This window comes from Rhizobium sp. LjRoot254 (assembly GCF_964254105.1).
Classification (GTDB): Bacteria; Pseudomonadota; Alphaproteobacteria; order Rhizobiales; family Rhizobiaceae; genus Rhizobium_E.
The window spans coordinates 4,651,343-4,673,908 of the sequence record NZ_CAXUSM020000001.1 but is presented as its reverse complement, the minus strand read 5'-3'; the positions used below and the strand labels follow the sequence as shown (position 1 = coordinate 4,673,908).

General features: G+C 62.7%; 24 protein-coding genes. 4 read left to right on the top strand and 20 right to left on the bottom strand.

All coding sequences use genetic code 11. From position 1 onward, the window contains the following. Positions 1-99: 99 nt before the first annotated feature. The 4 genes from ACSQ26_RS23120 to pxpB are packed head-to-tail and all read right to left on the bottom strand — an operon-like array spanning position 100 to position 4,144. The gene (locus ACSQ26_RS23120; RefSeq protein ID WP_436013061.1) at positions 100-1,134 is read right to left on the bottom strand and encodes a proline racemase family protein; all 1,035 of its coding nucleotides are present in this window, start codon (positions 1,132-1,134) and stop codon (positions 100-102) included. A gap of 11 nt (positions 1,135-1,145) precedes the next feature. Beyond that, positions 1,146-2,399 (bottom strand): NAD(P)/FAD-dependent oxidoreductase, encoded by a 1,254-nt coding sequence (locus tag ACSQ26_RS23115; protein WP_436013059.1) that lies wholly within the window; start codon positions 2,397-2,399, stop codon positions 1,146-1,148. Positions 2,400-2,402: 3 nt separating this feature from the next. Next, positions 2,403-3,482, bottom strand: a complete 1,080-nt coding sequence (locus ACSQ26_RS23110; protein WP_436013057.1) for a biotin-dependent carboxyltransferase family protein — start codon at positions 3,480-3,482, stop codon at positions 2,403-2,405. Further along, a complete protein-coding gene (pxpB, locus tag ACSQ26_RS23105; protein WP_436013055.1) occupies positions 3,479-4,144 on the bottom strand; it encodes a 5-oxoprolinase subunit PxpB in 666 nt (221 codons plus the stop codon). The genes ACSQ26_RS23110 and pxpB overlap by 4 nt, the downstream gene beginning before the upstream one ends. A 133-nt stretch (positions 4,145-4,277) precedes the next feature. Between pxpB and ACSQ26_RS23100 the strand changes: the two genes are divergently transcribed. From ACSQ26_RS23100 to ACSQ26_RS23090, 3 genes are read left to right on the top strand one after another with little or no spacing between them, the layout of a single operon-like run. After that, positions 4,278-5,045, top strand: a complete 768-nt coding sequence (locus ACSQ26_RS23100; RefSeq protein ID WP_436013053.1) for a LamB/YcsF family protein — start codon at positions 4,278-4,280, stop codon at positions 5,043-5,045. A 4-nt stretch (positions 5,046-5,049) separates the two neighbouring features. After that, complete coding sequence (locus ACSQ26_RS23095; RefSeq protein ID WP_436013051.1) at positions 5,050-5,478, top strand: acetyl-CoA carboxylase biotin carboxyl carrier protein; 429 nt, start codon at positions 5,050-5,052, stop codon at positions 5,476-5,478. Then, positions 5,475-5,816, top strand: a complete 342-nt coding sequence (locus ACSQ26_RS23090) for a hypothetical protein (protein ID WP_436013049.1) — start codon at positions 5,475-5,477, stop codon at positions 5,814-5,816. Before ACSQ26_RS23095 ends, ACSQ26_RS23090 begins: the two co-directional genes overlap by 4 nt. A gap of 279 nt (positions 5,817-6,095) precedes the next feature. Here ACSQ26_RS23090 and ACSQ26_RS23085 read toward each other — a convergent pair whose 3' ends face one another. From ACSQ26_RS23085 to trpS, 11 genes are all read right to left on the bottom strand, one after another. Then, positions 6,096-7,214, bottom strand: coding sequence for a hemolysin family protein (locus ACSQ26_RS23085; RefSeq protein ID WP_436015429.1), 1,119 nt, complete (start codon positions 7,212-7,214; stop codon positions 6,096-6,098). Positions 7,215-7,234: 20 nt separating this feature from the next. Next, entirely contained in the window at positions 7,235-7,741 is a 507-nt protein-coding gene (gene ybeY, locus ACSQ26_RS23080; RefSeq protein WP_436013047.1) for an rRNA maturation RNase YbeY, read from the bottom strand. Then, positions 7,741-8,769: a PhoH family protein gene (locus ACSQ26_RS23075; protein ID WP_436015427.1), complete on the bottom strand. Its 1,029-nt coding sequence runs from the start codon at positions 8,767-8,769 to the stop codon at positions 7,741-7,743. Before ACSQ26_RS23075 ends, ybeY begins: the two co-directional genes overlap by 1 nt. Positions 8,770-8,822: 53 nt before the next feature. After that, entirely contained in the window at positions 8,823-10,214 is a 1,392-nt protein-coding gene (gene miaB / locus ACSQ26_RS23070) for a tRNA (N6-isopentenyl adenosine(37)-C2)-methylthiotransferase MiaB (RefSeq protein WP_436013045.1), read from the bottom strand. Between the two features lie 54 nt (positions 10,215-10,268). Next, positions 10,269-11,057: a lysophospholipid acyltransferase family protein gene (locus ACSQ26_RS23065; protein ID WP_436013043.1), complete on the bottom strand. Its 789-nt coding sequence runs from the start codon at positions 11,055-11,057 to the stop codon at positions 10,269-10,271. Continuing rightward, entirely contained in the window at positions 11,054-11,482 is a 429-nt protein-coding gene (locus tag ACSQ26_RS23060) for a Fur family transcriptional regulator (RefSeq protein WP_436013041.1), read from the bottom strand. The genes ACSQ26_RS23065 and ACSQ26_RS23060 overlap by 4 nt, the downstream gene beginning before the upstream one ends. Before the next feature lie 36 nt (positions 11,483-11,518). Further along, on the bottom strand, positions 11,519-12,022 hold the full coding sequence (locus ACSQ26_RS23055; protein ID WP_436013039.1) for a GNAT family N-acetyltransferase: 504 nt from the start codon (positions 12,020-12,022) through the stop codon (positions 11,519-11,521). Positions 12,023-12,094: 72 nt separating this feature from the next. Continuing rightward, positions 12,095-12,742 (bottom strand): tRNA (adenosine(37)-N6)-threonylcarbamoyltransferase complex dimerization subunit type 1 TsaB, encoded by a 648-nt coding sequence (gene tsaB / locus ACSQ26_RS23050; protein ID WP_436013037.1) that lies wholly within the window; start codon positions 12,740-12,742, stop codon positions 12,095-12,097. An 18-nt stretch (positions 12,743-12,760) separates the two neighbouring features. Further along, entirely contained in the window at positions 12,761-13,324 is a 564-nt protein-coding gene (locus ACSQ26_RS23045) for a NifU family protein (RefSeq protein ID WP_258159541.1), read from the bottom strand. Between the two features lie 165 nt (positions 13,325-13,489). Continuing rightward, a complete protein-coding gene (locus ACSQ26_RS23040; RefSeq protein ID WP_436013035.1) occupies positions 13,490-13,981 on the bottom strand; it encodes a universal stress protein in 492 nt (163 codons plus the stop codon). A 75-nt stretch (positions 13,982-14,056) separates the two neighbouring features. After that, a complete protein-coding gene (trpS, locus tag ACSQ26_RS23035; protein WP_436013033.1) occupies positions 14,057-15,121 on the bottom strand; it encodes a tryptophan--tRNA ligase in 1,065 nt (354 codons plus the stop codon). 439 nt (positions 15,122-15,560) lie between these two features. Here trpS and ACSQ26_RS23030 point away from each other — a divergent pair, with 439 nt between their 5' ends. Then, positions 15,561-15,923, top strand: a complete 363-nt coding sequence (locus ACSQ26_RS23030) for a YcbK family protein (protein WP_374990061.1) — start codon at positions 15,561-15,563, stop codon at positions 15,921-15,923. 17 nt (positions 15,924-15,940) lie between these two features. Here the strand turns inward: ACSQ26_RS23030 and ACSQ26_RS23025 are convergent, their stop codons facing one another. The 5 genes from ACSQ26_RS23025 to ACSQ26_RS23005 form a co-directional block, all read right to left on the bottom strand. Continuing rightward, complete coding sequence (locus ACSQ26_RS23025; RefSeq protein ID WP_436013031.1) at positions 15,941-16,336, bottom strand: VOC family protein; 396 nt, start codon at positions 16,334-16,336, stop codon at positions 15,941-15,943. 4 nt (positions 16,337-16,340) lie between these two features. After that, a complete protein-coding gene (gene murJ / locus ACSQ26_RS23020; protein ID WP_436013029.1) occupies positions 16,341-17,942 on the bottom strand; it encodes a murein biosynthesis integral membrane protein MurJ in 1,602 nt (533 codons plus the stop codon). Positions 17,943-18,171: 229 nt separating this feature from the next. After that, a complete protein-coding gene (locus ACSQ26_RS23015) occupies positions 18,172-21,021 on the bottom strand; it encodes a [protein-PII] uridylyltransferase (protein ID WP_436013027.1) in 2,850 nt (949 codons plus the stop codon). A 120-nt stretch (positions 21,022-21,141) separates the two neighbouring features. Further along, positions 21,142-21,315, bottom strand: coding sequence for a hypothetical protein (locus ACSQ26_RS23010; RefSeq protein ID WP_436013025.1), 174 nt, complete (start codon positions 21,313-21,315; stop codon positions 21,142-21,144). A 38-nt stretch (positions 21,316-21,353) separates the two neighbouring features. Then, positions 21,354-22,544 carry a pyridoxal phosphate-dependent aminotransferase gene (locus ACSQ26_RS23005; RefSeq protein ID WP_436013023.1) on the bottom strand — a complete coding sequence of 397 codons (1,191 nt, stop codon included), beginning with the start codon at positions 22,542-22,544 and terminating at the stop codon, positions 21,354-21,356. Positions 22,545-22,566: the final 22 nt, after the last annotated feature.

Sequence of the window (22,566 nt, the reverse complement as noted above, 5' to 3'; positions counted from 1 at the left end):
TTCGGTATGTCTTTCCGGACTTGGGTCTATTATCGCGCCTGGACAGCGGATTGTTGTTCCGCTGGTAACAAGGCGCTGTTTCAGGACAACGACACCTCGTCAGCGAATTTCCCCTGCCTCCGGACCCCAGACATCGGTCACGGCGAAGCCCTCGGCGGTCGGGTCGAAGGGATCGAGCGCCATTTGCGTCAGGCCGAAGGTCCAGGCGCGGCCGGTAATGGTGGGAATGATCGCCGGCCTGCCCGCGATTTCGGTGACACCGCTGAGCGCGACCTTGAACTCCGTGCCGATCGTCGAGCGCGATGTCAGCACGTCGCCGACCTTGGCCTTGCCGCGCGCATAGAGCGTTGCCAGGTTGGCGGAGCTGCCCGTGCCGCAGGGCGAGCGATCGACACGGCCGGGCCACATCGTCGTACAGGTACGCACCGCGCCATCCGGCTCCTCGCTGCGGAACATGACATAGGAGATGCCCCTGATTTCGGGGATCTCCGGATGCACGACCTCAAGGCTTCGGTTGAGCTCCGCCTTGATCTTCATGCCGGCTTCGACCAGCGTACGGGCATTGGCCTTGCTGATCGATGTGCCGATCGCGGAGGCATCGACCAGTGCGTAGAAGATGCCGCCGTAGCAGATATCCACCTTGATCGTGCCGAGGCTCTCGATCGTCACTTCCAGATCGAGTTCATGGACGAAGGAGGGCGGCATGGTGAGTGTGACGCTCTCGCAGCGTCCGTCACGGCATGCGGCGGTTGCCTTGACGAGGCCGGACGCCGTATCGAGCATGACCACCGTTTCGGGTTCCTTCATCTCGACCATGCCGGTCTCGAGCAGCGCGGTCGTGACACAGATGGCATTGGAACCGGACATGGCATGCGCCTGATCGGCCTGCAGGATGATGAAGCCGGCATCCGCGCCTTCACGCCGGGGCGGCACCAGCAAGTTGGCTGAGCCGAGCGGGCCGGAACGCGGCTCCAGGCACAGGAAGCGGCGGAGCGAATCGTCCACCGTGTTGATATGGTTCAGCTGTTCCGCAATCGTTTTGCCGGGAATATTGGGCACGCCGCCGGTCGCGACGCGGCCGATCTCGCCCTCGCAATGCACATCCACCAGTTGGATCGTCCGCTTCCATCTCATGCCGTCAGTCCTCAAAAACGATCGATGCGAAAAGGCGTCATGTCCACGGGCGGCGTCCGGCCCATGATCATGTCGGCCATCACGATACCCGTCGTGGCCGAATAGGTCAGGCCGAGATGGCCATGACCGGTCGAATAGTAGAGCCCCTTAGTCTTCGCCGAAGCCGAGAGAACGGGGATCGTATCCGGTGTTGCCGGCCGATGTCCCATCCATTCGGACGTGTCTTCCACATCAAGCGATGGTAGGGCGAACTTCGCGTGCTCGACCAGGATGCGTGCGCGCCGCCAGTTGGGCGCGCAGGTAAGTCCCGCCATTTCGACGGACCCGCCGACGCGGATGCCGCCGGCTGTCGGCGTGACCATGAAGGCGCGCTCCGGCCAGATCAGCGAATATCTGAGCCCCACCGCGCCACCCGGCGCCATGATCTGGGTGTGGTAGCCGCGCTCGGTTTCCAGCGGGATCGGCTCGTCCAGCGCCTTCGAAATATCGGCCGTCTGCATGCCCATGGCGATGACGACGCGATCGGTCTCGATCCGCCGGCCGTCCTTGAGGATAGCGGCCGTCACGCCCCTCTCATCGTGCTCGACGCGAGCCAGTTCGCCCGTCAGCAGTTCGCCGCCGTGCTTCTGCATGTCGGCGACGATTGCCGAGACATAGCGGTAGGGGTCGGTGATGAAATGGTTCTGCGGCAGCAGCACCGCCTTGAGGATCGCGGGGTTGAGCAGCGGTTCGCGCTCGCGGAGTGCCGCCCCGGTCAGAACCTCGTATTTCAGGCCGTAGCGGTCCATCAATTCGAGATTGTCGCGGCCGTCCTGGAATGCCTTCTCGGTTTCGTAAAGCTGCAGGCAGGTCGCGTCGCTCAGCAGGTCCGGCGCAGCCATCTGGCCGAGCAGGTTCCGGATATCGCCAAGTGCGCGGGTGGCGAGGCTGGCGCCGGCGTCCTCGATTTCGCGGATGCGCCTCGGCCGGCCAGCGGCCAGGAAACGGAGGAACCACGGGAGCATCTTGATGGCATACAGCGGGTCCGCCGTTACCGGCGCCTGCGGATTCACCATCCAAAACGGCAGCTTCTTCCAGGTCGAAGGGCGTGAGGCGGCATCGAAGCCGTTGACCGCAATGCTCGCCATGTTGCCGAAGGACGTGCCACGACCGGGCTCACCTTTGTCGAGCAGGATCACCCTCTCGCCGCGTGCCGCAAGTTCCCGCGCAATGGCAACGCCGGCCAGCCCGGCGCCCACGACGATGATTGGATGCGTTGCCTGCATGTCTTATCCTGCTTTTCGCGCGGCCAGCGCCGGCATGAGATTCTTGAGCCGCCGCAGCTTGAGTTCTTCCGCACGGATCGCTTCGATTGCCGCGTCGCGATCAATCCTGACGAAACGCATGATGGCCCCCGACGGCGCCTGCGCCAGCTTCCACAGATCGGGCTCGATGACATGGGCGAATTTCGGATAGCCGCCGCAGGTATTGGCCTCCGCGAGTTGGATGACCGGCGCCCCGGAAGGCGGCACCTGGATCGTGCCCGGCATGATGCCATGCGACATGAGTTCGAGCTTGGAGGTCAGCGCGAGAGCGGGGCCTTCGAGCCGCATGCCCTGTCGGTTGTTGTCGGCCGAAACGGTGTAATCGGTGGAGAGGAAAATTTCCCGCGCCGCTTCGGTGAAGGCTTCGAACTCCGCGCCCGGCATCACCCGCAACGTCAGCGCTTCGCTCGAGGCCGAACCGCCCAGGCATTCGCGGAAATAGAAGGGATCGGCGCCATGGCCCGCTGGCTCCCTCTTCTCCCCAGCGGGGAGAAGGTGGCGCGAAGCGCCGGGTGAGGGGGTGACCGAAGCCCCCTCATCGCCTCGCATACGCTCGGCACTTCTCCCCGCTGGGGAGAAGAGGGAGCCAGTCGCCAGCGTATCGCCCCGCACCAGAGCACGGCCCTCATGGCCACCAAAGGTGCTCTTGAGATCGGTGGCGCGTGATCCGAGAACCTGGGGGAGATCAATGCCGCCGCCGAGCGCGACATAGGCGCGCGAACCTTCGGATGGCGGGTCGAGCCGGAGTTCGTCACCGACATTGGCCGTCTGCGCCCACCAGGGCGGGATCGGGCTGCCGTTCAGAGTGCCTGGGCAACTTGCGCCGGTCACTGAAAATTTAGCCGGCTCAATGAATTTCATCCGGAATGGGAAGATGGTGATTTCGATTGCCGCCGCGCCCTCATCATTGCCGAGTAGGAGATTGGCGATCCGGAGCGCGGGCCGATCCATTGCACCGCCGCGGCCTATGCCCTGGTCGAGGAAACCCGGTCGGCCGAGGTCCTGTACCGAATTCATCAGGCCCGATGTGAGGATTTCGATCATATCTGGCGCTCCGCGACGAAGCGTATCTGGTCGCCGGGCGCGAACAGCGCGGGACGGGCGCGGTTCGGGTCGAAGAGATCGAGCGGCGTTCGGCCGAGAATGTGCCAGCCGGACGGTGCGGTGATCGGCATGATGCCGGTCTGGCCGCCGCCGATGATGACGGAGCCCTTGGGCACGCCCTGGCGCGGATTGGCAAGACGCGGTGCGGCCAGCGTGGGATCGAGACCGGAGAGATAGACGAAGCCCGGCATCGCGCCGACGGCAGCGACGGAATAGAGCGGCGCCGTGTGGCGCTGGGTCACCTCATCAACGCTCAATGACTTGGCGGACGCGAAATCTTCGAGATCCACGCCATCCGCGCCGCCATAGAATACGGGCACATCGACGATGCGGCCTGTGCTATCGCCTCGTGCAGACGCTTCCCACAGGTCGCGCATCGCCATCTCGACCACATAAGCGTCGAGCATCAGGGGATCGAACACGACCATCAGGTTGTTCATCCCCGGCACCGTTTCGAGCACGCCATGCATGAACTTGAGATCGCGCGCCAGCCGCCAGACCTTCTTCTGCACGGAATCGTCGAACACCGCACCCGCCCCATCCAGCAGGATGGCGCCCGTGCCTTCATGCGATAGACGCAGCTCGGTTTCCCCATGCAACATGTCAGTTTCCATATGGACTCGATATCTGATATATCAGTTCAATGCGCTTGCAAAGACCATGCAAGTTTTTCTCCGGCGAATTGAAGAGCGGCCGAAAGCGGATTAGAGATTGGATCGAAACGAGGTGCAAGTGATGACGCTGACGGTCGATCTGAATTCCGACATGGGCGAGGGTTTTGGTCCTTGGAAAATGGGCGACGATGCGGCGATGCTCGATATCGTCACCTCCGCCAACATCGCCTGCGGCATGCATGCCGGCGACCCCGAGGTCATGGCGAAGACCTTCGGTGAGGCCAAGACTAGGGGCGTCGCGGTCGGGGCGCATCCGGGCTACCCGGATCTCTTCGGCTTCGGGCGCCGCAACATGCCATTCACGATGGGCGAGACCGAGCGGCTGATCGCCTACCAGATCGGCGCCGCCGAGGCGATGGCGGCGTATGCCGGCCATAAGCTGACGTTTGTCAAGCTGCATGGAGCGCTCGGCAATCTCGGTCAGCAGAACAGGGACGTCGCGATGGCCGCGTTGCGAGCGATCAAGGCCGTCAATCCGAAGCTGATCTGCCTGACGATCGCCTTGGGCGAAATGGATAGGCTCGCCGGCGAGATGGGACTGGAGAAGAAGTCCGAGATCTTCGCCGACCGCGCCTATACGGACGAGGGTTTTCTCGTCGATCGCAAGCTGCCCGGCGCGGTGCTGCACGACGCCAATGATATCGCCCGCCGTATCCTTGCCATGCTTGAACAGGGCGGGGTCCTCACGGCATCGGGCAAATTGCTGCCGACGCCCGTCGAATCGATCTGCGTTCATTCCGATACATCAGACGCGGTCGAGATCGCGCGCAAGCTCAGGGCCTCGCTCGAAGCGTCCGGCGTCACCGTCAAATCCTTCGCCGGAGCCTGAACGCATGGATCTGGCCCTGATCGAAAAGCTGATGCGGCTCCTGGAGGCCTCGGACCTGCAGGAACTCGACGTCAATGAAGGCGGCATGCGGATACGGCTCGCCAAGAAGCGCAGCGGCGGTGCAGTTCAGGAGGCCGAGCCGGTCGCGGCGATGCCGCAGCCGCCACGCGATGCGCCGGTCGACGAGCCGACCAGCCATCGCATCATCGCCGGCATGGCAGGCACCTTTTATCGCTCGCCATCGCCGGGTGCGCCGCCATTCGTGACCGAGGGCACGGAAATCCGCGACGGCCAGCAGCTTGCCATCATCGAGGCGATGAAGATGCTCAACCCGGTCGAGGCTGACACGGGCGGCGTGATCGCGCGCATTCTGCTCAAGGATGGCGATTCGGTATCACCGGGCACGGCGCTCTTCGAGGTCGAGCCGAAATGAACGAGGCCCTTCGCCAGACCGTCCTGGACCTGATGAACCGCCACGGCATCGGCGCGCTGGAATATGAGGGGCCGGATGGCAAGCTCATGCTCGATACGGAGCGGGCGGTCCAGGACCACCCCGAAATACTAGCCGACGCGGCTGGCGTGTTTCTTTGGTGGCATCCGGCGGAAAGGGTGGAGCCGACATGGCCGCGTCATGTCCGTCGGGGCGAGATCATCGGTTGGCTGAAAGTGGGGCCGTTGCTCAGGCCCGTCATAGCCAGTGAGGACGCTGTCGTGGCTGGTCCGGCGCTGCCGGACGGATCGTTAGCCGGCTACGGAGATCAGCTATTTTAGAAAGACCACGCCCGCTCTCCTCACAAAGGGGAGGGCAATACGTATGGAACTGTGGGCGGGGCAAGCGGCTTGCTCCCGCTTCTCCCCTTGGGGAGAAGGTGGCGCGTAGCGCCGGATGAGGGGTTGCGCGAAGCGCCATCGACAATTTGGGAACCCCTCATCGCCTCGCATGCGCTCGGCACTTCTCCCCAAGGGGAGAAGAGGGCGTCCGCGGCGACCGGCGGCATTCCATATGCGATTGCCTCCCCTTTGTGGGGAGGGCTCGGGGCGGGGCATTACTTAAATACCCGAACCCGTTTCCGAATCCGGCGCCGCCGCCTCCTCCCGCGCCTTGGCCTTCTTCGACGCCGCCCTGCTCCGCGTGATGCGCACCTTCTTGATGCGGCGGGGGTCGGCGTCGAGAACGTGGAATTCGAAGCCCGGCACGGCCTGGACGACTTCGCCGCGCGCCGGAATCCGGCCGAGTTCGGAGAAGATCAGGCCGCCCAGCGTATCGACTTCCTTGATCTGCTCGGCAATGTCGAAATCGGGGCCGATCGCGGCTGCGATCTCATCGAGGTCGACCCGGGCATCGGCGATGAACACGTCGTCGGCCTGGCGGGTGAACATCGCCTCTTCGTCGTCATGCTCGTCCTCGATGTCGCCGACCAGCATTTCGACGATGTCTTCGAGCGAGGCGAGGCCATCGGTGCCGCCATATTCGTCGATCACCAGCGCCATCTGGATGCGCTCGGCCTGCATCTTGACCATCAGTTCGGAGGCCAGCATCGAGGGCGGCACGAAGAGCACCGGGCGGAGAATGCCGGCTTCCGCGATCGTCGTGTCGGGATTGACGCGGGAGAGGTCGAAGGGCTTGCTCTTGCTCGCCCTGGGTGCCGCCGTGCCATCCGGCAGCGGCAGTGGCGTGGGCTTGGTCTGGGCGCGGCGCTTGTTGCGGCTTTCCTTGATCATGAATCCGAGCAGGTCGCGGATGTGGACCATGCCCTTGGGATCGTCGAGCGTCTCGTTATAGACAGGCATGCGCGAACGGCCGGTCTCGTGGAACAGCATCATCAGCTCGCCGATCTTGGTATCCTGGTCGATCGCCTCGATCTCCGCGCGCGGCACCATGACATCCTCGACGCGGACCTCGCGAAAGCGCAGGATATTGTTGAGCATCGCCCGCTCGACCGGCGAAAAGCCGATCGCGGCGCTCTCTTCGGTCGCGAGCACGTCAGCGAGATCCTCGCGGAAGCTCGACGCGTTCTGCGGCCTCAGGAGCCGTGCTACCTTTGCCCAGATCGATTGCCTGGGCGCGGTGGTACTGTCACCTTTGGAGGAATTGGTGCCATCCTCGGACGATTTGTGCGCCGATGGCTCTGTTGCCGCATCATGCGACCGTGTCGAATATTCGCTCATTGCCTCAACTGTCGTTGTGGTCATTCCCCGTAGGGATCGGCTAGGCCCATCTCCGCCAGAATGCGGGTCTCCATGCCTTCCATGACCGCCGCTTCCTCATCCGTCATATGATCGTAGCCGAACAGATGAAGGAAGCCATGCACCAGTAGATGGGTTAGATGATCATCAAATGGAATGCCAAGGTCAAGGGCCTCGCGGCGCAATGTTTCCTCGGCCATGATGATATCACCCAGCATCGGCCCCGGCTGACCGCCCGGTGCCAGAGGAAAAGCGGGAAAGGACAAGACGTTGGTCGGCTTGTCCTGGCCGCGCCAGGCCTCGTTGACCGTCCTTATATCGTCGTCACTTGTGAAGACCAGTGAAATCTCGATAGCGCCCTCGGGAAAGGGCTGTCCGGTGTTCGAAGCTAGGAAGCCTGCCGTGTGTTCGAGCACGCGGGCGGCAAAGCTATTGAGCGCATCCTCATCCGGCCAGCCGCCGGATTCGACGCTCAGCTGGATGTCCAGTCTCGTGGCAGTGTCAGACATCACACGTTCGCTTGGGTGGCGATCGTCTTCGCGGCACCATCGGCTTCATAGGCGCGCACGATGCGGGCGACCATCGGGTGGCGCACGACGTCGACATCCCTGAATTTGACGATCGAAACCCCCTCGACGCCATCAAGGATTTCCAGCGCCTCGACGAGCCCGGATTTGACGCCGCGCGGCAGGTCGATCTGGCTCGGGTCGCCGGTCACGATCATGCGGCCGTTCTCGCCCAGACGGGTCAGGAACATCTTCATCTGCATGGCCGTGGTGTTCTGCGCCTCGTCGAGAATGACGGCGGCGTTGGCCAGCGTACGGCCGCGCATGAAGGCCAGCGGCGCGATCTCGATCACCCCGGCGGTGATGGCGCGTTCGACCTTGTCGCCCGGCATCATGTCGTAGAGCGCGTCATAGAGCGGACGGAGATAGGGATCGACTTTCTCTTTCATGTCGCCGGGCAGGAAGCCCAGGCGCTCGCCGGCCTCGACGGCCGGACGCGACAGGATGATGCGATCGACAGCGCCGCGTTCGAGCAGCTGGGCGGCATGCGCCACCGCCAGATAGGTCTTGCCGGTACCGGCCGGGCCAATGCCGAAGACGAGTTCTGAGCGCTCCAGCGCCCGCATATAGACGTCCTGGTTGGGTGTGCGGGCGTGAATGGTTTTCTTGCGCGTGGAAATCTGGCCCATCGAGAGCTTGGCCTTTTTTTCAAGCGCGGGGAAGACGAGCTGGTCGTCGGCCGCCTGGGCCATGCGGATCGCGCCCTCGACGTCGGATGCCTCGATCGGGCTGCCCTTCTGCAGGCGGTCGTAGAGATAATCGAGCGTGCGGCGGGCAAGGTTGGTCGCCCCCAGTTCACCCGAGATCGCCACGGTGTTGCCGCGTGCCCGGGCGTCGATCTTGAGCCGATCTTCGATGAGTTTGAGATTCTGGTCGAACTGGCCGAACAGCTCACTCGCGAGGCGGTTGTTTTCGAAGGTTAGAACAAAGTGATTTGCGTCTGTCCTGCTGGGCTGGCGCTCTTTAGACATCAACTCGGGTCTGTTCAAACCGCCTTGCTCCTTTGTGTCGGCGGGCCGGCGCATCATGCCGTCTCGGCGTGAAGGCTGTTGGTGCCTGCCTTGGTGATTCGCACCTTTATAATGTCACCAATTTTGAGATTGTCATTGCTTTTCATTTCGATGATCACAGGCAAAAGCCAGGGCGACCGGCCCACCATCTGGCCCTCGAAACGGCCCGGTTTCTCGACCAGAACATCGAATGTGCGGTCCGCCATCGACTGCTGGAATGCGGTCTGCTGGCTGAACAGCAGGGCCTGCAGCCGTTCGAGCCGCTCGGCCTTGACCTCTTCCGGCACATGGTCGGGAAGATCGGCGCCGGGGGTGCCGGGACGGGGCGAATATTTGAACGAAAAGGCCTGTGCATAACCCACGGTCTCGACCAGCCGCATCGTGGCTTCGAAGTCTTCGTCGGTCTCGCCGGGAAAGCCGGTGATGAAATCGCCCGAAATCGCCATGTCGGGGCGGACGGAACGGATGCGTTCGATCAGCGCGATATATTCGGCGGCGGTGTGCTTGCGGTTCATCGCCTTGAGGATTCGGTCGGAACCGGCCTGCACCGGCAGGTGCAGATAGGGCATCAGCTTGGGCAAGTCGCGATGCGCCTCGATCAGCCTGTCGTCCATGTCGCGCGGATGACTGGTCGTGTAGCGCAGCCGTTCGATGCCGTCAATTTCGGCGAGATGATAGAGCAGTTCGCCGAGACCCCAGGCGGAGCCATCGGGGCCGTGACCGTGCCAGGCATTCACATTCTGGCCGAGCAAGGTGACTTCCTTGACGCCGGCATCGACCAGCCGGCGGGCTTCGGTCAGAATCTGGGTAAGCGGGCGCGAGACCTCGGAGCCGCGCGTATAAGGCACTACGCAGAAGGTACAGAACTTGTCGCAGCCTTCCTGCACGGTGAGGAAGGCGGTGACGCCGCGCGAGATGGTCTTCTCGCGATTGATCTGCGGCAGGTATTCGAACTTGTCCTCGACGGCATAGTCGGTCTCGACCACCTTCTCGCCACTCTTGGCGCGCTCGAGCGCTTCCGGCAGGCGGTGATAGGTGGTGGGACCGATCACCAGATCGACCACGGGTGCGCGGCGGATGATCTCGCTGCCTTCGGCCTGCGCCACGCAGCCGGCGACGCCGACCATCAGGTCGCGGCCGATCTTGGCGCGAGCGCGCTTCATCTTCTGCAGGCGCCCGAGTTGCGAATAGACCTTCTCGGCGGCCTTCTCGCGGATATGACAGGTGTTGATCAGCACCAGATCGGCGTCTTCGACCGTATCGGTCGGCATATAGCCGCTCTCACCCAGCGAATCCGTCATCCGCTGGCTGTCATAGACATTCATCTGGCAGCCATAGGTCTTGACGAAGACCTTCTTGCTGTTGGCAAGCGGCTGGAGATCCTTGTTGGGCACGTGTTCGTTCATGCCCGGCTCTTTAGAGCATCTTGGGGCTGAACTCAACGGCTGTAGGCAAGGTGCTCACCGCCCCCGCAGACTCTTTTCCAGCATGCCGCGCAACTGCTCCTGCACGAAGGCGCTGACATGCTTGCGGCTCGCCTCCCGCGTGACTTCCACCGTGTCACCGAAGCGGACCTCGACGTCGATTGCACCTGTTCTGAGCACGCCGAGCAGATGCGGCAGCAATTCGACATCGCCGGGCCAGGTCGCGACCGGGCGATGATAGTGGCCCATCGCCATGCCATGGATGCGTGTATAGGTCACCGCGACCGGCTGCACATGCACGATGCCGCCCGGCGCGTGCTGTGCCGCCGAAGTCGCCGCGGCAAACAGCGACGACTTGATCTCCTTGAGCCGGTTGCCGTCGGTGGTAGTGCCCTCAGGGAAAAGGACGACCGTCTCGCCGGCGTTGAGACGCGTGGCCATTTCGTCGGCCTGCTCGCGGGTCTGGCGGCGCTCCTCGCGTTTGATGAAGATCGAGCGCTGCAGCCGCGCCAGCGGCCCGAAGACCGGCCAGTCCCTGACCTCTGCCTTGGCGACGAAGGTTGCATCGACGACTGAGGCGACGACCAGGATGTCGAGCCAGGAGGAATGGTTGGCGGCAATCATCAGCGGCCGGCGCTGTTCAGGCCCGCCATGGACATGCACCTTGACGCCGATCGCCCAGAGTGCGGCCTTGTGCCAAAGACGCGGCAGGCGGCTACGCCAGGGCAGTTCCAGCCAGAGGAAGACAAGATGGATAGGCAGGAGGACGAGCGTGGTGATCAGGACGGCGGCAATGGCGAGGCCGATCCTGATCCAGGTGATCACGTCTCATCCTTGACGATGGGAATGCCGTAGAGTTCGAGCCGGTGATCGACCAGCCGGAAACCGTGCTCGCGGGCGATCTTTTCCTGCAGCGCCTCGATCTCGGCAGAATGGAACTCGATAACCTTGCCGCTCTTGAGGTCGATGAGGTGGTCGTGGTGCTCTTCCGGAACCGTTTCGTAGCGCGAGCGGCCCTCGCGGAAATCGTGCCGCTCGATAATGCCGGCATCCTCGAACAGTTTTACGGTGCGATAGACAGTGGCTATGGAAATCTTCGAATCGATCGCCGAAGAGCGGCGATGCAGTTCCTCGACGTCTGGATGGTCGGACGAATCCTGGAGAATCTGCGCGATAACGCGGCGCTGCTCGGTCATGCGGAGGCCGCGCTCGGCGCAAAGTTCAATCAGCGTGCGCGTTATATCCGCCATCGATGGCTCCCCGGGCGTCCAACTCAATGAGGCGCTCTAACGGAGATCAAGCCTCATGACAAGCGCCGTGGACTTCTGGCCCTCGCCCGCGGCGTAATAGCCCTTGCGTTCGGCCACCTTGCGGAAGCCGAGCTTGCGATAAAGGTTGAGCGCGGCGACGTTGCCGTCGTCCACTTCGAGGAACATGCTTTCGGCGCCGCGGTCGCGGGTCTCGCGAAGGGCTGCCAGCATCAGCCGCCAGCCCAGGCCCTGACGTGGATATTTGTTGGAGACGGCGACAGTGAGGATTTCCGCTTCGCCTGCCGCTTCGCGGGCAAGCACGAAACCGCCAAGTCCTGAAATGCCGTTATTCGGCCGCGCGGTATATCCAAAGACCGTGGACTGGCTCATCAGGGAATGGAATTCGCCGTCGCCCCAACCTTGATAGAAACGCTCGGCATGCAGCAGGGAAAGATCGTGGCAATCGTCGAAGCCGGCCGGGAAAATATCAAACTCGGCCTTTCGGGTGAAGAAGCTTTCGAGCAGCGAGACCGGGTTCATCGGAACGTCCATCAAAGTACTTTACTGCATACTGCCTTCGAAAGATTGAGAATTTTTGAACCTTTACGCAAATCACACATGCTTGATCGCAAAACCGACCTGCGGCTTGGCGCCGGCGCCACGGATATAGACCGGGCTTGCCTTTGTATCGTCGGGTAAACGCGCGCCGATCCGGCCGATGCGATCAAGCGGATAGGCATCGGCGTCATGGGCCACACCGTCGAGGGCGGCCGCGCCTGAGCCCGCCAGGATGCCGTCGAAGCGGGCGACGATGGCGCGGACATCATCATAGGTATAGGCCCCGGGCTCGGTCAGCGCCTCGCCATCGGGGGCAAAGACCTGGGCGAATATTTCGTCGCGTCTAGCATCGATCGAGGCAACGACCGGGGCGGGCGGGCCGATCTCCAGAACCTGCTCGGCGACGACCTCAAGCGTCGTGACGCCGACAGCGGGAATGCCGAGCGACAGCGCAAGACCGCGTGCCGCAGCCACACCCACCCGGATGCCGGTGAACGAGCCGGGGCCGACCGTCACCGCGATCCGTGTCATCTGCTGCAGTGTCATGCCGGCCTGGGTCAGCACTTCGTCGATCATCGGGATCAGCCGCTCGGCGTGGCCCTTGCCCAGCGTTTCGGAGATCGATGCGATCAACGCGTTCGAACCGGCATCATAAATGCCGGCCGCGCACACAGGCCCTGACGTGTCGATGACGAGGATCATGGGAAAATGAAACCGCCGTTAGACGGCTTCGACTTCCCGGACCTCGGGAATGAAGTGGTGCAACAGGTTCTGGACACCGTGCTTCAGCGTGGCGGTCGAGGACGGGCAGCCGGCGCAAGAGCCCTTCATGTTGAGGAACACGGTGCCGTCGCGATAGCCCTTGAAGGTGATATCGCCGCCGTCCTGCGCAACCGCCGGGCGGACGCGGGTTTCGAGCAGTTCCTTGATCGTCGCGACAAGCGTCTCGTCGCCCGGCTCGAAGAATTCGCCCTGGGCATCGATATCGTCCTGGTCGTGTGCGGAGCCCATGATCGGCGCACCCGACATGTAGTGTTCCATGATCGCGCCGAGGATGGCGGGCTTCAGATGCGCCCAATCGGCGCCGTCCTTGCTGACGGTCACGAAATCATAGCCGAAGAAGACGCCGGTCACGCCGCGAATGCCAAACAGTTGCTCGGCCAGCGGCGATGCAGCCGCGTCGTCCACATTGCGGAAATCGGCGGTGCCGTCTTCGAGCACGATCTTGCCCGGCAGGAACTTCAGGGTCTGCGGGTTCGGCGTGGCTTCGGTCTGAATGAACATCGGTCGCTCCAAGTGCTGCTCACGGGTCAAGGCCGGAGAACGTCAGGTTTGTACTTTAGAATTATTCCAATAAATATGCTCTTTGCGCGCATCGTGCAAGGCATATCATGCTCGTTGGCGGCAAAAACAAGTATGTTTTTGTCAGGAATAATCCCGGGGCAAGTCTCAGGCGAGCGCGTCGATTTCTTCCTCGGTCAGCGTATCGGGGACGATCGTGACCGGGATCGGGAAGGGCGTGCCGCGTCCGGCGACTGATGTCACCAGCGGGCCGGGACCCTCCTTGCCGCTCGAAGCTGCAAGCACCAGGATTGCGATATCGCGATCCTCCTCGATCAATTGCAGAATCTGGTCGGTCGCCTTGCCTTCGCGGATGATCAGTTCGGGCTCATGGCCGATCTTCTCGCGTACTTCCTGCGCGACCTTAGCCATGATGGCGTCGGCCTCCTCGCGCGCCTCGGCCCGCATGACCTCGGCGACCCCGATCCACTGGTTGAAATCGGCATCCGAGATCACATAGAGCAGCACCAGGCCGCCATTGGAATTCTTGGCGCGCATGCCGGCATAGCGCACCGCATGGGTGCTTTCGGGCGTCTCATCGATGACGGCGAGAAACTTGCGGCGGTGGCCTTCCAGCCGCGACTGACGTGTCGATACCATGTGACGGCTGCCTCCCAGGCCTCTTCAGATCGGCCGGCCCGGCTTGTGACCGAGCCAGCAATATTGGGCTGATCTTTAGCGCAGAAAGCCGATGATGTCTCTGACTTCGTTCATCACGACATCGGCCCGGGCCTGCGCCCTTTCGCCGCCCTTCTTGAGGATGGCGTCGATATGGCTGGTGTCGTCCATCAGCCGCCGCATCTCGCCGGTGATCGGCGAAAGGCTCGATATGGCGAGGTCGACCAGCGCCGGCTTGAAGACGGAAAACTGCTGGCCGCCGAACTCCGAGAGCACCTCGGTCTTGGTCTTGCCGGCGAGTGCGGCATAGATGCCGACGAGGTTGTCGGCTTCCGGCCGGCCCTTGAGGCCTTCGGTCTCCGACGGCAAGCCATCCGGATCGGTCTTGGCCTTGCGGATCTTCTTGGAGATCGCGTCCTCGTCGTCCATCAGGTTGATGCGCGAAAGATCCGACGGATCGGATTTCGACATTTTCTTGGTGCCGTCGCGGAGGCTCATGACGCGGGGCGCCGGGCCATCGATCAACGGCTCGACCATCGGGAAATAGGCATGCACCGGCTCGTTGCCGACGGTGATGTCGATGCCGCGGCCAACCCGTCTGATGCCGTCCTTGAAATCGAGATTGAACTTCATGGCGATATCGCGAGCAAGTTCCAGATGCTGCTTCTGGTCGTCGCCGACGGGAACATGGGTGGCGCGGTAGACGAGAATGTCGGCCGCCATCAGGCTGGGGTAGGCGAGCAGGCCAAGTGAGGCATTCTCGCGGTCCTTGCCGGCCTTGTCCTTGAACTGGGTCATGCGGTTCATCCAGCCGATGCGGGCGACGCAATTGAATATCCAGGCAAGCTCGGCATGCTGCGGCACGGCGGATTGGTTGAAGACGATGTGCTTTTCGGCATCGATGCCGGAGGCGATGAAGGCCGCTGCGATCGAGCGTATCTGACCCGGCAGGTCATCATGGACCAGCTGCGCGGTCAGCGAATGCAGGTCAACGACGCAATAGATGCAGTCCGAACCTTCCTGCAGCGCGACGAATTTCTTGATCGCGCCGAGATAGTTGCCGAGATGAAGATTGCCGGTCGGCTGCACGCCGGAGAATACGAGCTTGTTGAATTCACCCATGGATATGTTCCTCGGTTAGGCTTGTGGAGGGCCTCTGCTGCGCCGCGCGTCCCCTGGACGCGCAAGGAAGCAGCAGCACTTTCGAGTTAGCGGACAATATGATGCTTCGGCTCAGCCCGGAGCATCATATTGTCCGCGGGGCCAAAGGCCCATGTTGCTGACGCGCGGGCTTATGCACCGGGCGAACCGCACAATCAAGTAGCGCTGAACGGCGTTTGAAGTCCTCCGGAAAATGACTCCCGGGACGCCACAATGCGGCGCGCAAAAGCAATTCTCAAAAATGCCGCTTTTAGGATTTTTATGCCCTGCGATGGAACTTTTCGGCGGGCCCGCCAAGCGTTCAAAATAAAACAAGGAATTTGTATTGCGTAAGACCACCTCGCTTGCCCTTGCGGCCCTCATCGCGCTCAGCACCAATGCCACCGTCAATACCGATGCCATGGCCGGCCCGAAGACCCGCCAGACGATGAAGCTGAAACGGCACAAGGTGTCTTATGGCTATGCGCTGCAGCGGGTGAGCGTGAAGGCCGGCTGCTTTCCGGAACAGCTGAACATGGTGCTCGCCCATATCGCGCGAAAGACCGGCGGCCGCCCGATCGTCACATCAGGCCACCGCCACGGCGGCCGGCGCGGGTCGTATCATCGCAAATGCGAGGCGGCGGATATAAGGGTGCCGGGCGTGTCGGTGAGCCGCATCATCGCGGCGGCGAAGACCGCGCCGAACATCGGCGGCATCGGGACATATTGCAACGGGCTGGTGCATGTGGATGTCGGGCCGAAACGGCGCTGGCGGTATTGCTGACTTAAGACCCAAGGGCCCTAAGTCGCGCGCTGAATCATGTCCCAGCGATTGCCGAAGGGATCGCGGAACACAGCCACGGTGCCATAGACCTCATGCCGCGGCTCCTCCTCGAAGATCACGCCCTTCGCCAGATAGGCCTTGTGATCCCGCGCGAAATCATCGGTCGAGAGAAAGAAGCCTACCCGGCCGCCTGTCTGGTTGCCGATCGCGCTTGATTGTTCTTGGCCAACGGCCTTGGCGATGAGAATGCTCGCGCCATTGCCGCCCGGCGGGCGCACCACGACCCAGCGCTTTTCGTCGTCGAGGCCGTTGTCCTCGACCAGTGTGAAGCCGAGTGCACCGCAGTAAAAGGCAATCGCGGCGTCATACTCCGGCACGACAAGGGCGACGAGAAAGAGGGATTGGTTGGTCATGAGGTCAATCCTGTGGTGGCTGGTCTGCTGCCACCGCCGGCGTATCCGCCTTGCGCTTCATATTGCGCCGGAGCATGCCGAGGCTCGCCCCACCGATCGCAAAGGCAACGCCGAAATAGATGACCATGGCGAGACTGATCAACGCGAGCACGGTGAGCACTTCCTCGATCAAGCCGGATTTCGGCGAGATGTAGGGGGCGGCGTAGATCGAGGCATGTTCGAGCACCGCAGCCATCACGCCAGCCGCGATCACCAGCCGCACCAGCCGCCAGACGAAGGCGCGCTCGACTTCGAAATGGCCCCGACGGACGAGCGTCACGAACAGCAATGTCGTGGTGATCCAGCCCGAGACGACTTCCGCCGTGGCGATGCCGCGTTCGGCGAAGAAAGGGAAAAGCGAGAGCGCCAGTGCGCAATTGGCCGCGACCGAGACCATGGTGAAGCGCATCGGTGTCTTGGTGTCTTCACGGGCGAAGAAGCCGGGATTGAGCGCTTTGATCATCACGAAGCCCGGCAGGCCGAGGCCATAGATGGCGAGGATGCCGGCGACCGTGGCTGTCGTTGCCTGGTTGAACGCGCCATGCTCGTAGACCACGCGGATGATCTCGTCCGAAAGCACCCAGATCGCAGCTGCGGCGGGCAGCGTCAGGAATAGCGAAAATTCCAGCGAGCGGTTCTGGATGTTGGAGGCTTCGACATGGTGCCCGGCACGGAGTGCGCGCGACAGTTCCGGCAACAGCACGACGCCGACCGCGATGCCCACCACGCCGAGCGGCAGCTGGTAGATGCGGTCGGCATATTGCAGCGCCGAGATCGCGCCCTCCTTGGTCGAGGCGATCATCTGGCCGATGAGCTGGTTGATCTGCGTGATGCCGCCGGTGATCGCGGCCGGGAACGCCAGCACCAGCAGCCGCTTGACGTTCGGCGTCATGCGCGGCCGCTTGAAACCGATCGACATGCCGGCTGCCCGCACGCCGACGTAAAGCACAGCCATCTGCAACAGACCCGCGACCAACACGCCCCAGGAGAGATACCAGGCGGTCGCGAGCGGATCGGCGCCGGTATAAAGCCCGTAACCGAGGGCCGCGATCATCATGACGTTGAGGAAGATCGGAGCGACTGCTGCGGCGAAATAATGATGCAGCGAATTGAGCATGCCCGACAGCATTGCCGTCAGCGACATGCACATGAGATAGGGGAACATGACGATGGCGAGCTTGACGGTCACCTCGTATTTCTCGCTGCCGGCCTCGAAGCCCGGCGCGATGACGGTGCGTACGATCAGCGGCATGGCGAGTTCCATCACGATCGTGATCAGCAGCAGCACCGTGAACAGGACGCCGAAGACTTCCTCCGAGAAGCGCTTGGCCGCCTCCTTGCCGCCGCCCTCGATCTCCTTGGCGAATAGTGGCACGAAGGCGGCGTTGAAGGCGCCCTCGGCGAAAAGGCGCCGGAAGAGGTTCGGGAACCGGAACGCGGCGTAGAAGGCATCGGCCATCGGCCCGGTACCCAGTGCGGCGGCCATCAGCATTTCGCGCGCGAAGCCGAAGAACCGGCTGCCGAGCGTGGCGCCGCCGACCGTCATGAATTTCCTGACGAGGCTCATGTAGCGGCGCCCAACAAAGATTGAACTTTTGCGTGGAACGGCGATCGAAGATGAGAAAGACCCCGCCCCAACCCCTCCCCACAAGGGGGAGGGGCTAACCTGCGGCACCTCCCGTCCCTCGGCGGCACCATTCCCACATGTTGCAATTGTGCTGTCGGTGTGAGGCGGCGACCCGATGTAGCCCCTCCCCCTTGTGGGGAGGGGTTGGGGCGGGGTCTTGTTTGATTTTTCACGACTGCGGCACCGGCTTTTTCACCGCCACGCCCTTTGGCGTAAGCGGCGTGACGACGCCCGGCGCGACGCGCTTCACATCGGCGCCATCCTCGGCCATCACGGTCTTGAGATGGGTGGCGACCAGTGCCTGACGGTTCTCGTTGTTGAGCTTCTCGCCGGTGAGATCGGTGACGTAGAATGTGTCGATCACCTTCTCGCCGAAGGTGGTGATGCGCGCCGAGGCGATGTCGAGCGAGAGATCGGCCAGCATAGAGGTGATATCCGAGAGCAGGCCGGTCCGGTCGAGGCATTCGATCTCGATGACGGTGAAGCGGTTCGACAGCGAATTGGAGATTGTGACGCTGGGCACGATCGTGAAGGTCTTGTCCTTCTTCTTGTTCTTCGTGCGGGTGGCGATGACCTCGGGCAAGCGGCGTTTGCCGGAAAGCACGTCCTCGATCATCTTCGAGATCGTGCCGGCCCGGCGCAATTCGTCCTCGTCGTCCTTGAACTGGCGGCTGATATGGATCGTATCGAGCGCGCGGCCGAATGCGGTGGTGAAGATCTGCGCATTGGCGATGTTGGCGCCGGCGGCAGCACAGGCGCCTGCCATGATCGCCAGCAGTCGCGGGTGGTCGGGCGCCAGCACGGTGATCTCGGTGATCGCCTGGAACGCATCGGTGCGCACCATCGTGTTGAGCACCTTGCCCTGCTTGTCCGATTTCCGGACGAACGCGGTGTGACGCACCTGGTCCTCCAGTGGCACCGACAGCAGGTAGGGCTGGTAGTGCATGCGCACATAGGCCTTGCGTTCTTCCTCCGGCCAATCCGACAGCGCTTCCATGAGCTTTTCGCGCGCCAGATTGACGCGCTCGTTGCGGCTGACTTCCGAGAAGCCGCCGGCGAGAAGCAGTTCGGTCTCGTAATAGAGAATGCGGAGCAACTGGCCCTTCCAGCCGTTCCACACGCCCGGGCCGACCGCGCGGATGTCGCAGACCGTCAAGATCAAGAGCATCTTCAGGCGCTCAAGAGACTGGACCCGGCTTGAGAAGTCGGAGATCGTCTTCCAGTCGTTGAGGTCGCGCGTCTGCGCCGTCATCGACATGGCGAGGTGCTCCTCGATCAGCCAGGCGACCATTTCGGTCTGCTTCGGGTTGAGACCGAAACGCGGGCAGAGCTTGCGCGCGACGCGGGCGCCGGCGATCGAGTGATCCTCGGCGCGGCCCTTGGCGATGTCGTGCAGCAGCACCGCGACATAGAGCACGGTGCGATCCTCGATCGTCCTGATGAGGTTCGCAGACAGGGGCACATCCTCGATGTCATGGCCCTTCTCGATATTGGAGAGGACTTCGACCGAGCGGATCAGGTGCTCGTCCACCGTATAGTGGTGGTACATCGAGAACTGCATCATCGAGACGATGCGGCCGAATTCCGGAATGAAGCGGCCGAGCACGCCCGCCTCGTTCATCCGGCGAAGAATCAGCGCCGGATCGCGCCGCGACGTGAGGATGGCGATGAAGAGACGGTTTGCCTCCTCGTCGGCGCGCAGGTGGTCATTGATCAGATGCAGCGAGCGGGTAACGCTTTTCAGCGCATCCGGATGGAATTCCAGACCGTTGAGATCGGCGATGTGGAACAGGCGGACCAGATTGACCGGATCGCGCTTGAGCACATCGGGATTGGCGAGCGCCAGCCGGCCCTTGTCTTCGACGAAATCCTGCGTGCCGGCGATCTTGCGCTTGCGGGCGGTGAAGCGCGAGATGACACCGGACAGACCGGGCTGTTCCTTGACCTGCTCGTCCTCCAGCGCCGCGCAGAGAATGCGGGTGAGATCACCGACATTCTTGGCGACCAGGAAGTAGTGCTTCATGAAGCGCTCGACGGCGGAGAGGCCGGGCCGCGTCTGGTAGCCCAGCGCCTCGGCGACTTCGCTCTGATGATCGAAGGACAGGCGATCCTCGGCTTTCCCGGTCAGGAAATGCAGGTGGCAGCGCACCGCCCAGAGAAAATCCTCGGCCTTCTGGAAGGATGCATATTCGGATTTCGAGAGAACGCCCAGCCGGACCAGTTCCGCCGTGTCGCGTACGCGGTAGAAATATTTGGCGATCCAGAACAGCGTATGCAGATCCCGGATGCCGCCCTTGCCTTCCTTGACATTCGGTTCGACGAGATAGCGCGTATTGCCGGAACGATCGTGGCGCGTGTCGCGCTCGGCAAGCTTGGCGGCGATGAAATCGGCACCGGAGGCGCGCACGATTTCCTTGTCGAAACGGCTCGAAAGCTCCAGTTCGAGATTGGCATTGCCGCAGATGAAGCGCGTCTCGAGGATGGCGGTACGGATCGTCATGTCGCTCTTTGCGAGCTGGATGCATTCGTCGATCGTGCGGGTCGCGTGCCCCACCTTGAGCCCCAGGTCCCAGAGGATATAGAGGATGAACTCGATGACCTTCTGGCTGAGTGCCGTCTGCTTACCGGGAAGCAGGAAGAGCAGGTCGATGTCCGAACCGGGCGCCAGCGTCGCGCGGCCGTAGCCGCCGACTGCGGTTATCGCGATGATATCGTGCGGCGCGGGAAAGACGTGGCGAATCGCGAAATCGAACGTGTGGACGATGATCTGGTCTTCGAGCCACGAAATGCGTCGGGCGCATCCCATGCCGGAACCGTCCCGGTTAAGGATTTCACGCGCCCTCGCGCGGCCCTCCTGGCTGACACCCCTGAGATAGGCGAGCAACGCTGCCCGGCGGGCATCCTTGTCGGATTGATGCTCAACGGCGATCGCTTCCATTCCGGCTGCGAACGTCTCGACATCGAGTATATCAGGGTAGGTTTCGTCCGGCTTTTCCACCAGGGCCTTGGTCTGCTGCATGAAATAACAACCTCTCCGGCAACCCGCCGGAACGCCGGGTCTATAGCGCGAACGCAGGTCCGAATACAGGAAATAGTTTGAGTGGGGCTTAACTGGGGCGGGTCTTTGGCGGCAGCGTCCTTAATCACCCTCGCCGGTACATTTCTCCTGCCCGTTCTCGCCAATGCATTGCTCCAGTGCCAGCGAGTTGATCGGTGGCTCCTGCACCTCCGGCTTCGGCGCTTCCTTCACGGACGTGGTGCAATTGGAGAGCGCCGACGCGAGCAGCGCGACCGCGACGACTTTGGCCGCCATAGCAATATGAGGCCTCAAGCAAGGTCTCACCCGGTAGCTCACGCCCGCTTGGCTGTCAGCCCCGCCAACTCCTGCCCCAGATCGGCGATGCGGCCGACGGCCTCGACCAGCGTCTCATCCGGCACGGTCAGCGACAGGCGCAGGAAATCCTTCGCATTCTCGCCGAATGACCCGCCCGGCATCACCGCGACGTGCTTCTCACGCAGCAGCTTGCGGGCGAAAGCTTCGCCGTCGAGGCCGGTGGCCGCGACATCGAGCAGGATGAACATGCCGCCCTCCGGCATCAGCGGCTTGATGACATTGGAGCCGGCCAGGGTATCCGCTGCGAGCTTCGCCCGGCGGCCATAGTTTTCGCGCATGATGCGCGCCGTGTCGAAAGGCTGAGAAACCGCCATCGCCGTCATATCCGAGATGAAAGGCTGGACGCCGAACAACATGGTCTCGGAAACCGGCAGCAGGCGCTCGCAGAACTCGGCCGGGCCGGCCGCCCAGCCGGAGCGGAAGCCCGGCGCGGCGTGCGACTTGGAGATCGAGGCGACGGCAATCGTCCGCTCGGCGAATTCAGGGAAATCGAACGGCGAGTGGAAGTCCGAACCGAAGGTCAGTTCTTCGTAAACTTCATCGCAGAGGATCCAGAGGTCGTGCTTGCGGCAGACCTCACCGATCGCGATCACTTCTTCGCGGTTGAGCACTGCGCCCGAGGGATTGTGCGGGTTGTTGAGCAGCAGCACCCGGCTCTTCGGGGTGATTGCCTTTTCCAGGTCTTCGGCCTGCATGTGGAAGCGGTTTTCCGCGCGCAGCGGCACGGTCCTGATCGTCGCGCCCGTGCTGGCGACCACGCCTTCATACGTTGCGTAGAGCGGATCGCCGACCAGCACCTCGTCGCCGGCTTCGGCAAGACCCAGCATCACCGCGAACAGCGCGGTCTGGGTGCCGGGAAAGCAGAGGATGTTGCTTTCGGTCACGTCGGCGCGGCGCTTGCGATATTTCTCGACCAGTGCCGCGACCACCGGCCGCTCGCCGCGCCCGTCGGAATATTTATAGCGGCCGGCATACATGGCGCGCGCGGCCTCGTCGAGCAGCGCCCGATCCGGCGGCAGGTCGGGTTCGCCGATGGTCAGTTCGATGATCGGAATGCCGGAGGAGGCCATGGCGCGGGCCTGGATGTGCAGCGCCCATTTGCCGGAGCCCAGTCCTGAAAGCCTGTCGGTGATGGATGCATAGCGCATGGCGGTTCCTTTCCGGATTTTC

Coding starts and splice junctions, on each gene's coding strand:
- ACSQ26_RS23120 (WP_436013061.1), bottom strand. CDS start 1,134: ATGAGATGGAAGCGGACGATCCAACTGGTGGATGTGCATTGCGAGGGC.
- ACSQ26_RS23115 (WP_436013059.1), bottom strand. CDS start 2,399: ATGCAGGCAACGCATCCAATCATCGTCGTGGGCGCCGGGCTGGCCGGC.
- ACSQ26_RS23110 (WP_436013057.1), bottom strand. CDS start 3,482: ATGATCGAAATCCTCACATCGGGCCTGATGAATTCGGTACAGGACCTC.
- pxpB (WP_436013055.1), bottom strand. CDS start 4,144: ATGTTGCATGGGGAAACCGAGCTGCGTCTATCGCATGAAGGCACGGGC.
- ACSQ26_RS23100 (WP_436013053.1), top strand. CDS start 4,278: ATGACGCTGACGGTCGATCTGAATTCCGACATGGGCGAGGGTTTTGGT.
- ACSQ26_RS23095 (WP_436013051.1), top strand. CDS start 5,050: ATGGATCTGGCCCTGATCGAAAAGCTGATGCGGCTCCTGGAGGCCTCG.
- ACSQ26_RS23090 (WP_436013049.1), top strand. CDS start 5,475: ATGAACGAGGCCCTTCGCCAGACCGTCCTGGACCTGATGAACCGCCAC.
- ACSQ26_RS23085 (WP_436015429.1), bottom strand. CDS start 7,214: ATGAGCGAATATTCGACACGGTCGCATGATGCGGCAACAGAGCCATCG.
- ybeY (WP_436013047.1), bottom strand. CDS start 7,741: ATGTCTGACACTGCCACGAGACTGGACATCCAGCTGAGCGTCGAATCC.
- ACSQ26_RS23075 (WP_436015427.1), bottom strand. CDS start 8,769: ATGTCTAAAGAGCGCCAGCCCAGCAGGACAGACGCAAATCACTTTGTT.
- miaB (WP_436013045.1), bottom strand. CDS start 10,214: ATGAACGAACACGTGCCCAACAAGGATCTCCAGCCGCTTGCCAACAGC.
- ACSQ26_RS23060 (WP_436013041.1), bottom strand. CDS start 11,482: ATGGCGGATATAACGCGCACGCTGATTGAACTTTGCGCCGAGCGCGGC.
- ACSQ26_RS23055 (WP_436013039.1), bottom strand. CDS start 12,022: ATGAACCCGGTCTCGCTGCTCGAAAGCTTCTTCACCCGAAAGGCCGAG.
- tsaB (WP_436013037.1), bottom strand. CDS start 12,742: ATGATCCTCGTCATCGACACGTCAGGGCCTGTGTGCGCGGCCGGCATT.
- ACSQ26_RS23045 (WP_258159541.1), bottom strand. CDS start 13,324: ATGTTCATTCAGACCGAAGCCACGCCGAACCCGCAGACCCTGAAGTTC.
- ACSQ26_RS23040 (WP_436013035.1), bottom strand. CDS start 13,981: ATGGTATCGACACGTCAGTCGCGGCTGGAAGGCCACCGCCGCAAGTTT.
- trpS (WP_436013033.1), bottom strand. CDS start 15,121: ATGGGTGAATTCAACAAGCTCGTATTCTCCGGCGTGCAGCCGACCGGC.
- ACSQ26_RS23030 (WP_374990061.1), top strand. CDS start 15,561: ATGGCCGGCCCGAAGACCCGCCAGACGATGAAGCTGAAACGGCACAAG.
- ACSQ26_RS23025 (WP_436013031.1), bottom strand. CDS start 16,336: ATGACCAACCAATCCCTCTTTCTCGTCGCCCTTGTCGTGCCGGAGTAT.
- murJ (WP_436013029.1), bottom strand. CDS start 17,942: ATGAGCCTCGTCAGGAAATTCATGACGGTCGGCGGCGCCACGCTCGGC.
- ACSQ26_RS23015 (WP_436013027.1), bottom strand. CDS start 21,021: ATGCAGCAGACCAAGGCCCTGGTGGAAAAGCCGGACGAAACCTACCCT.
- ACSQ26_RS23010 (WP_436013025.1), bottom strand. CDS start 21,315: ATGGCGGCCAAAGTCGTCGCGGTCGCGCTGCTCGCGTCGGCGCTCTCC.
- ACSQ26_RS23005 (WP_436013023.1), bottom strand. CDS start 22,544: ATGCGCTATGCATCCATCACCGACAGGCTTTCAGGACTGGGCTCCGGC.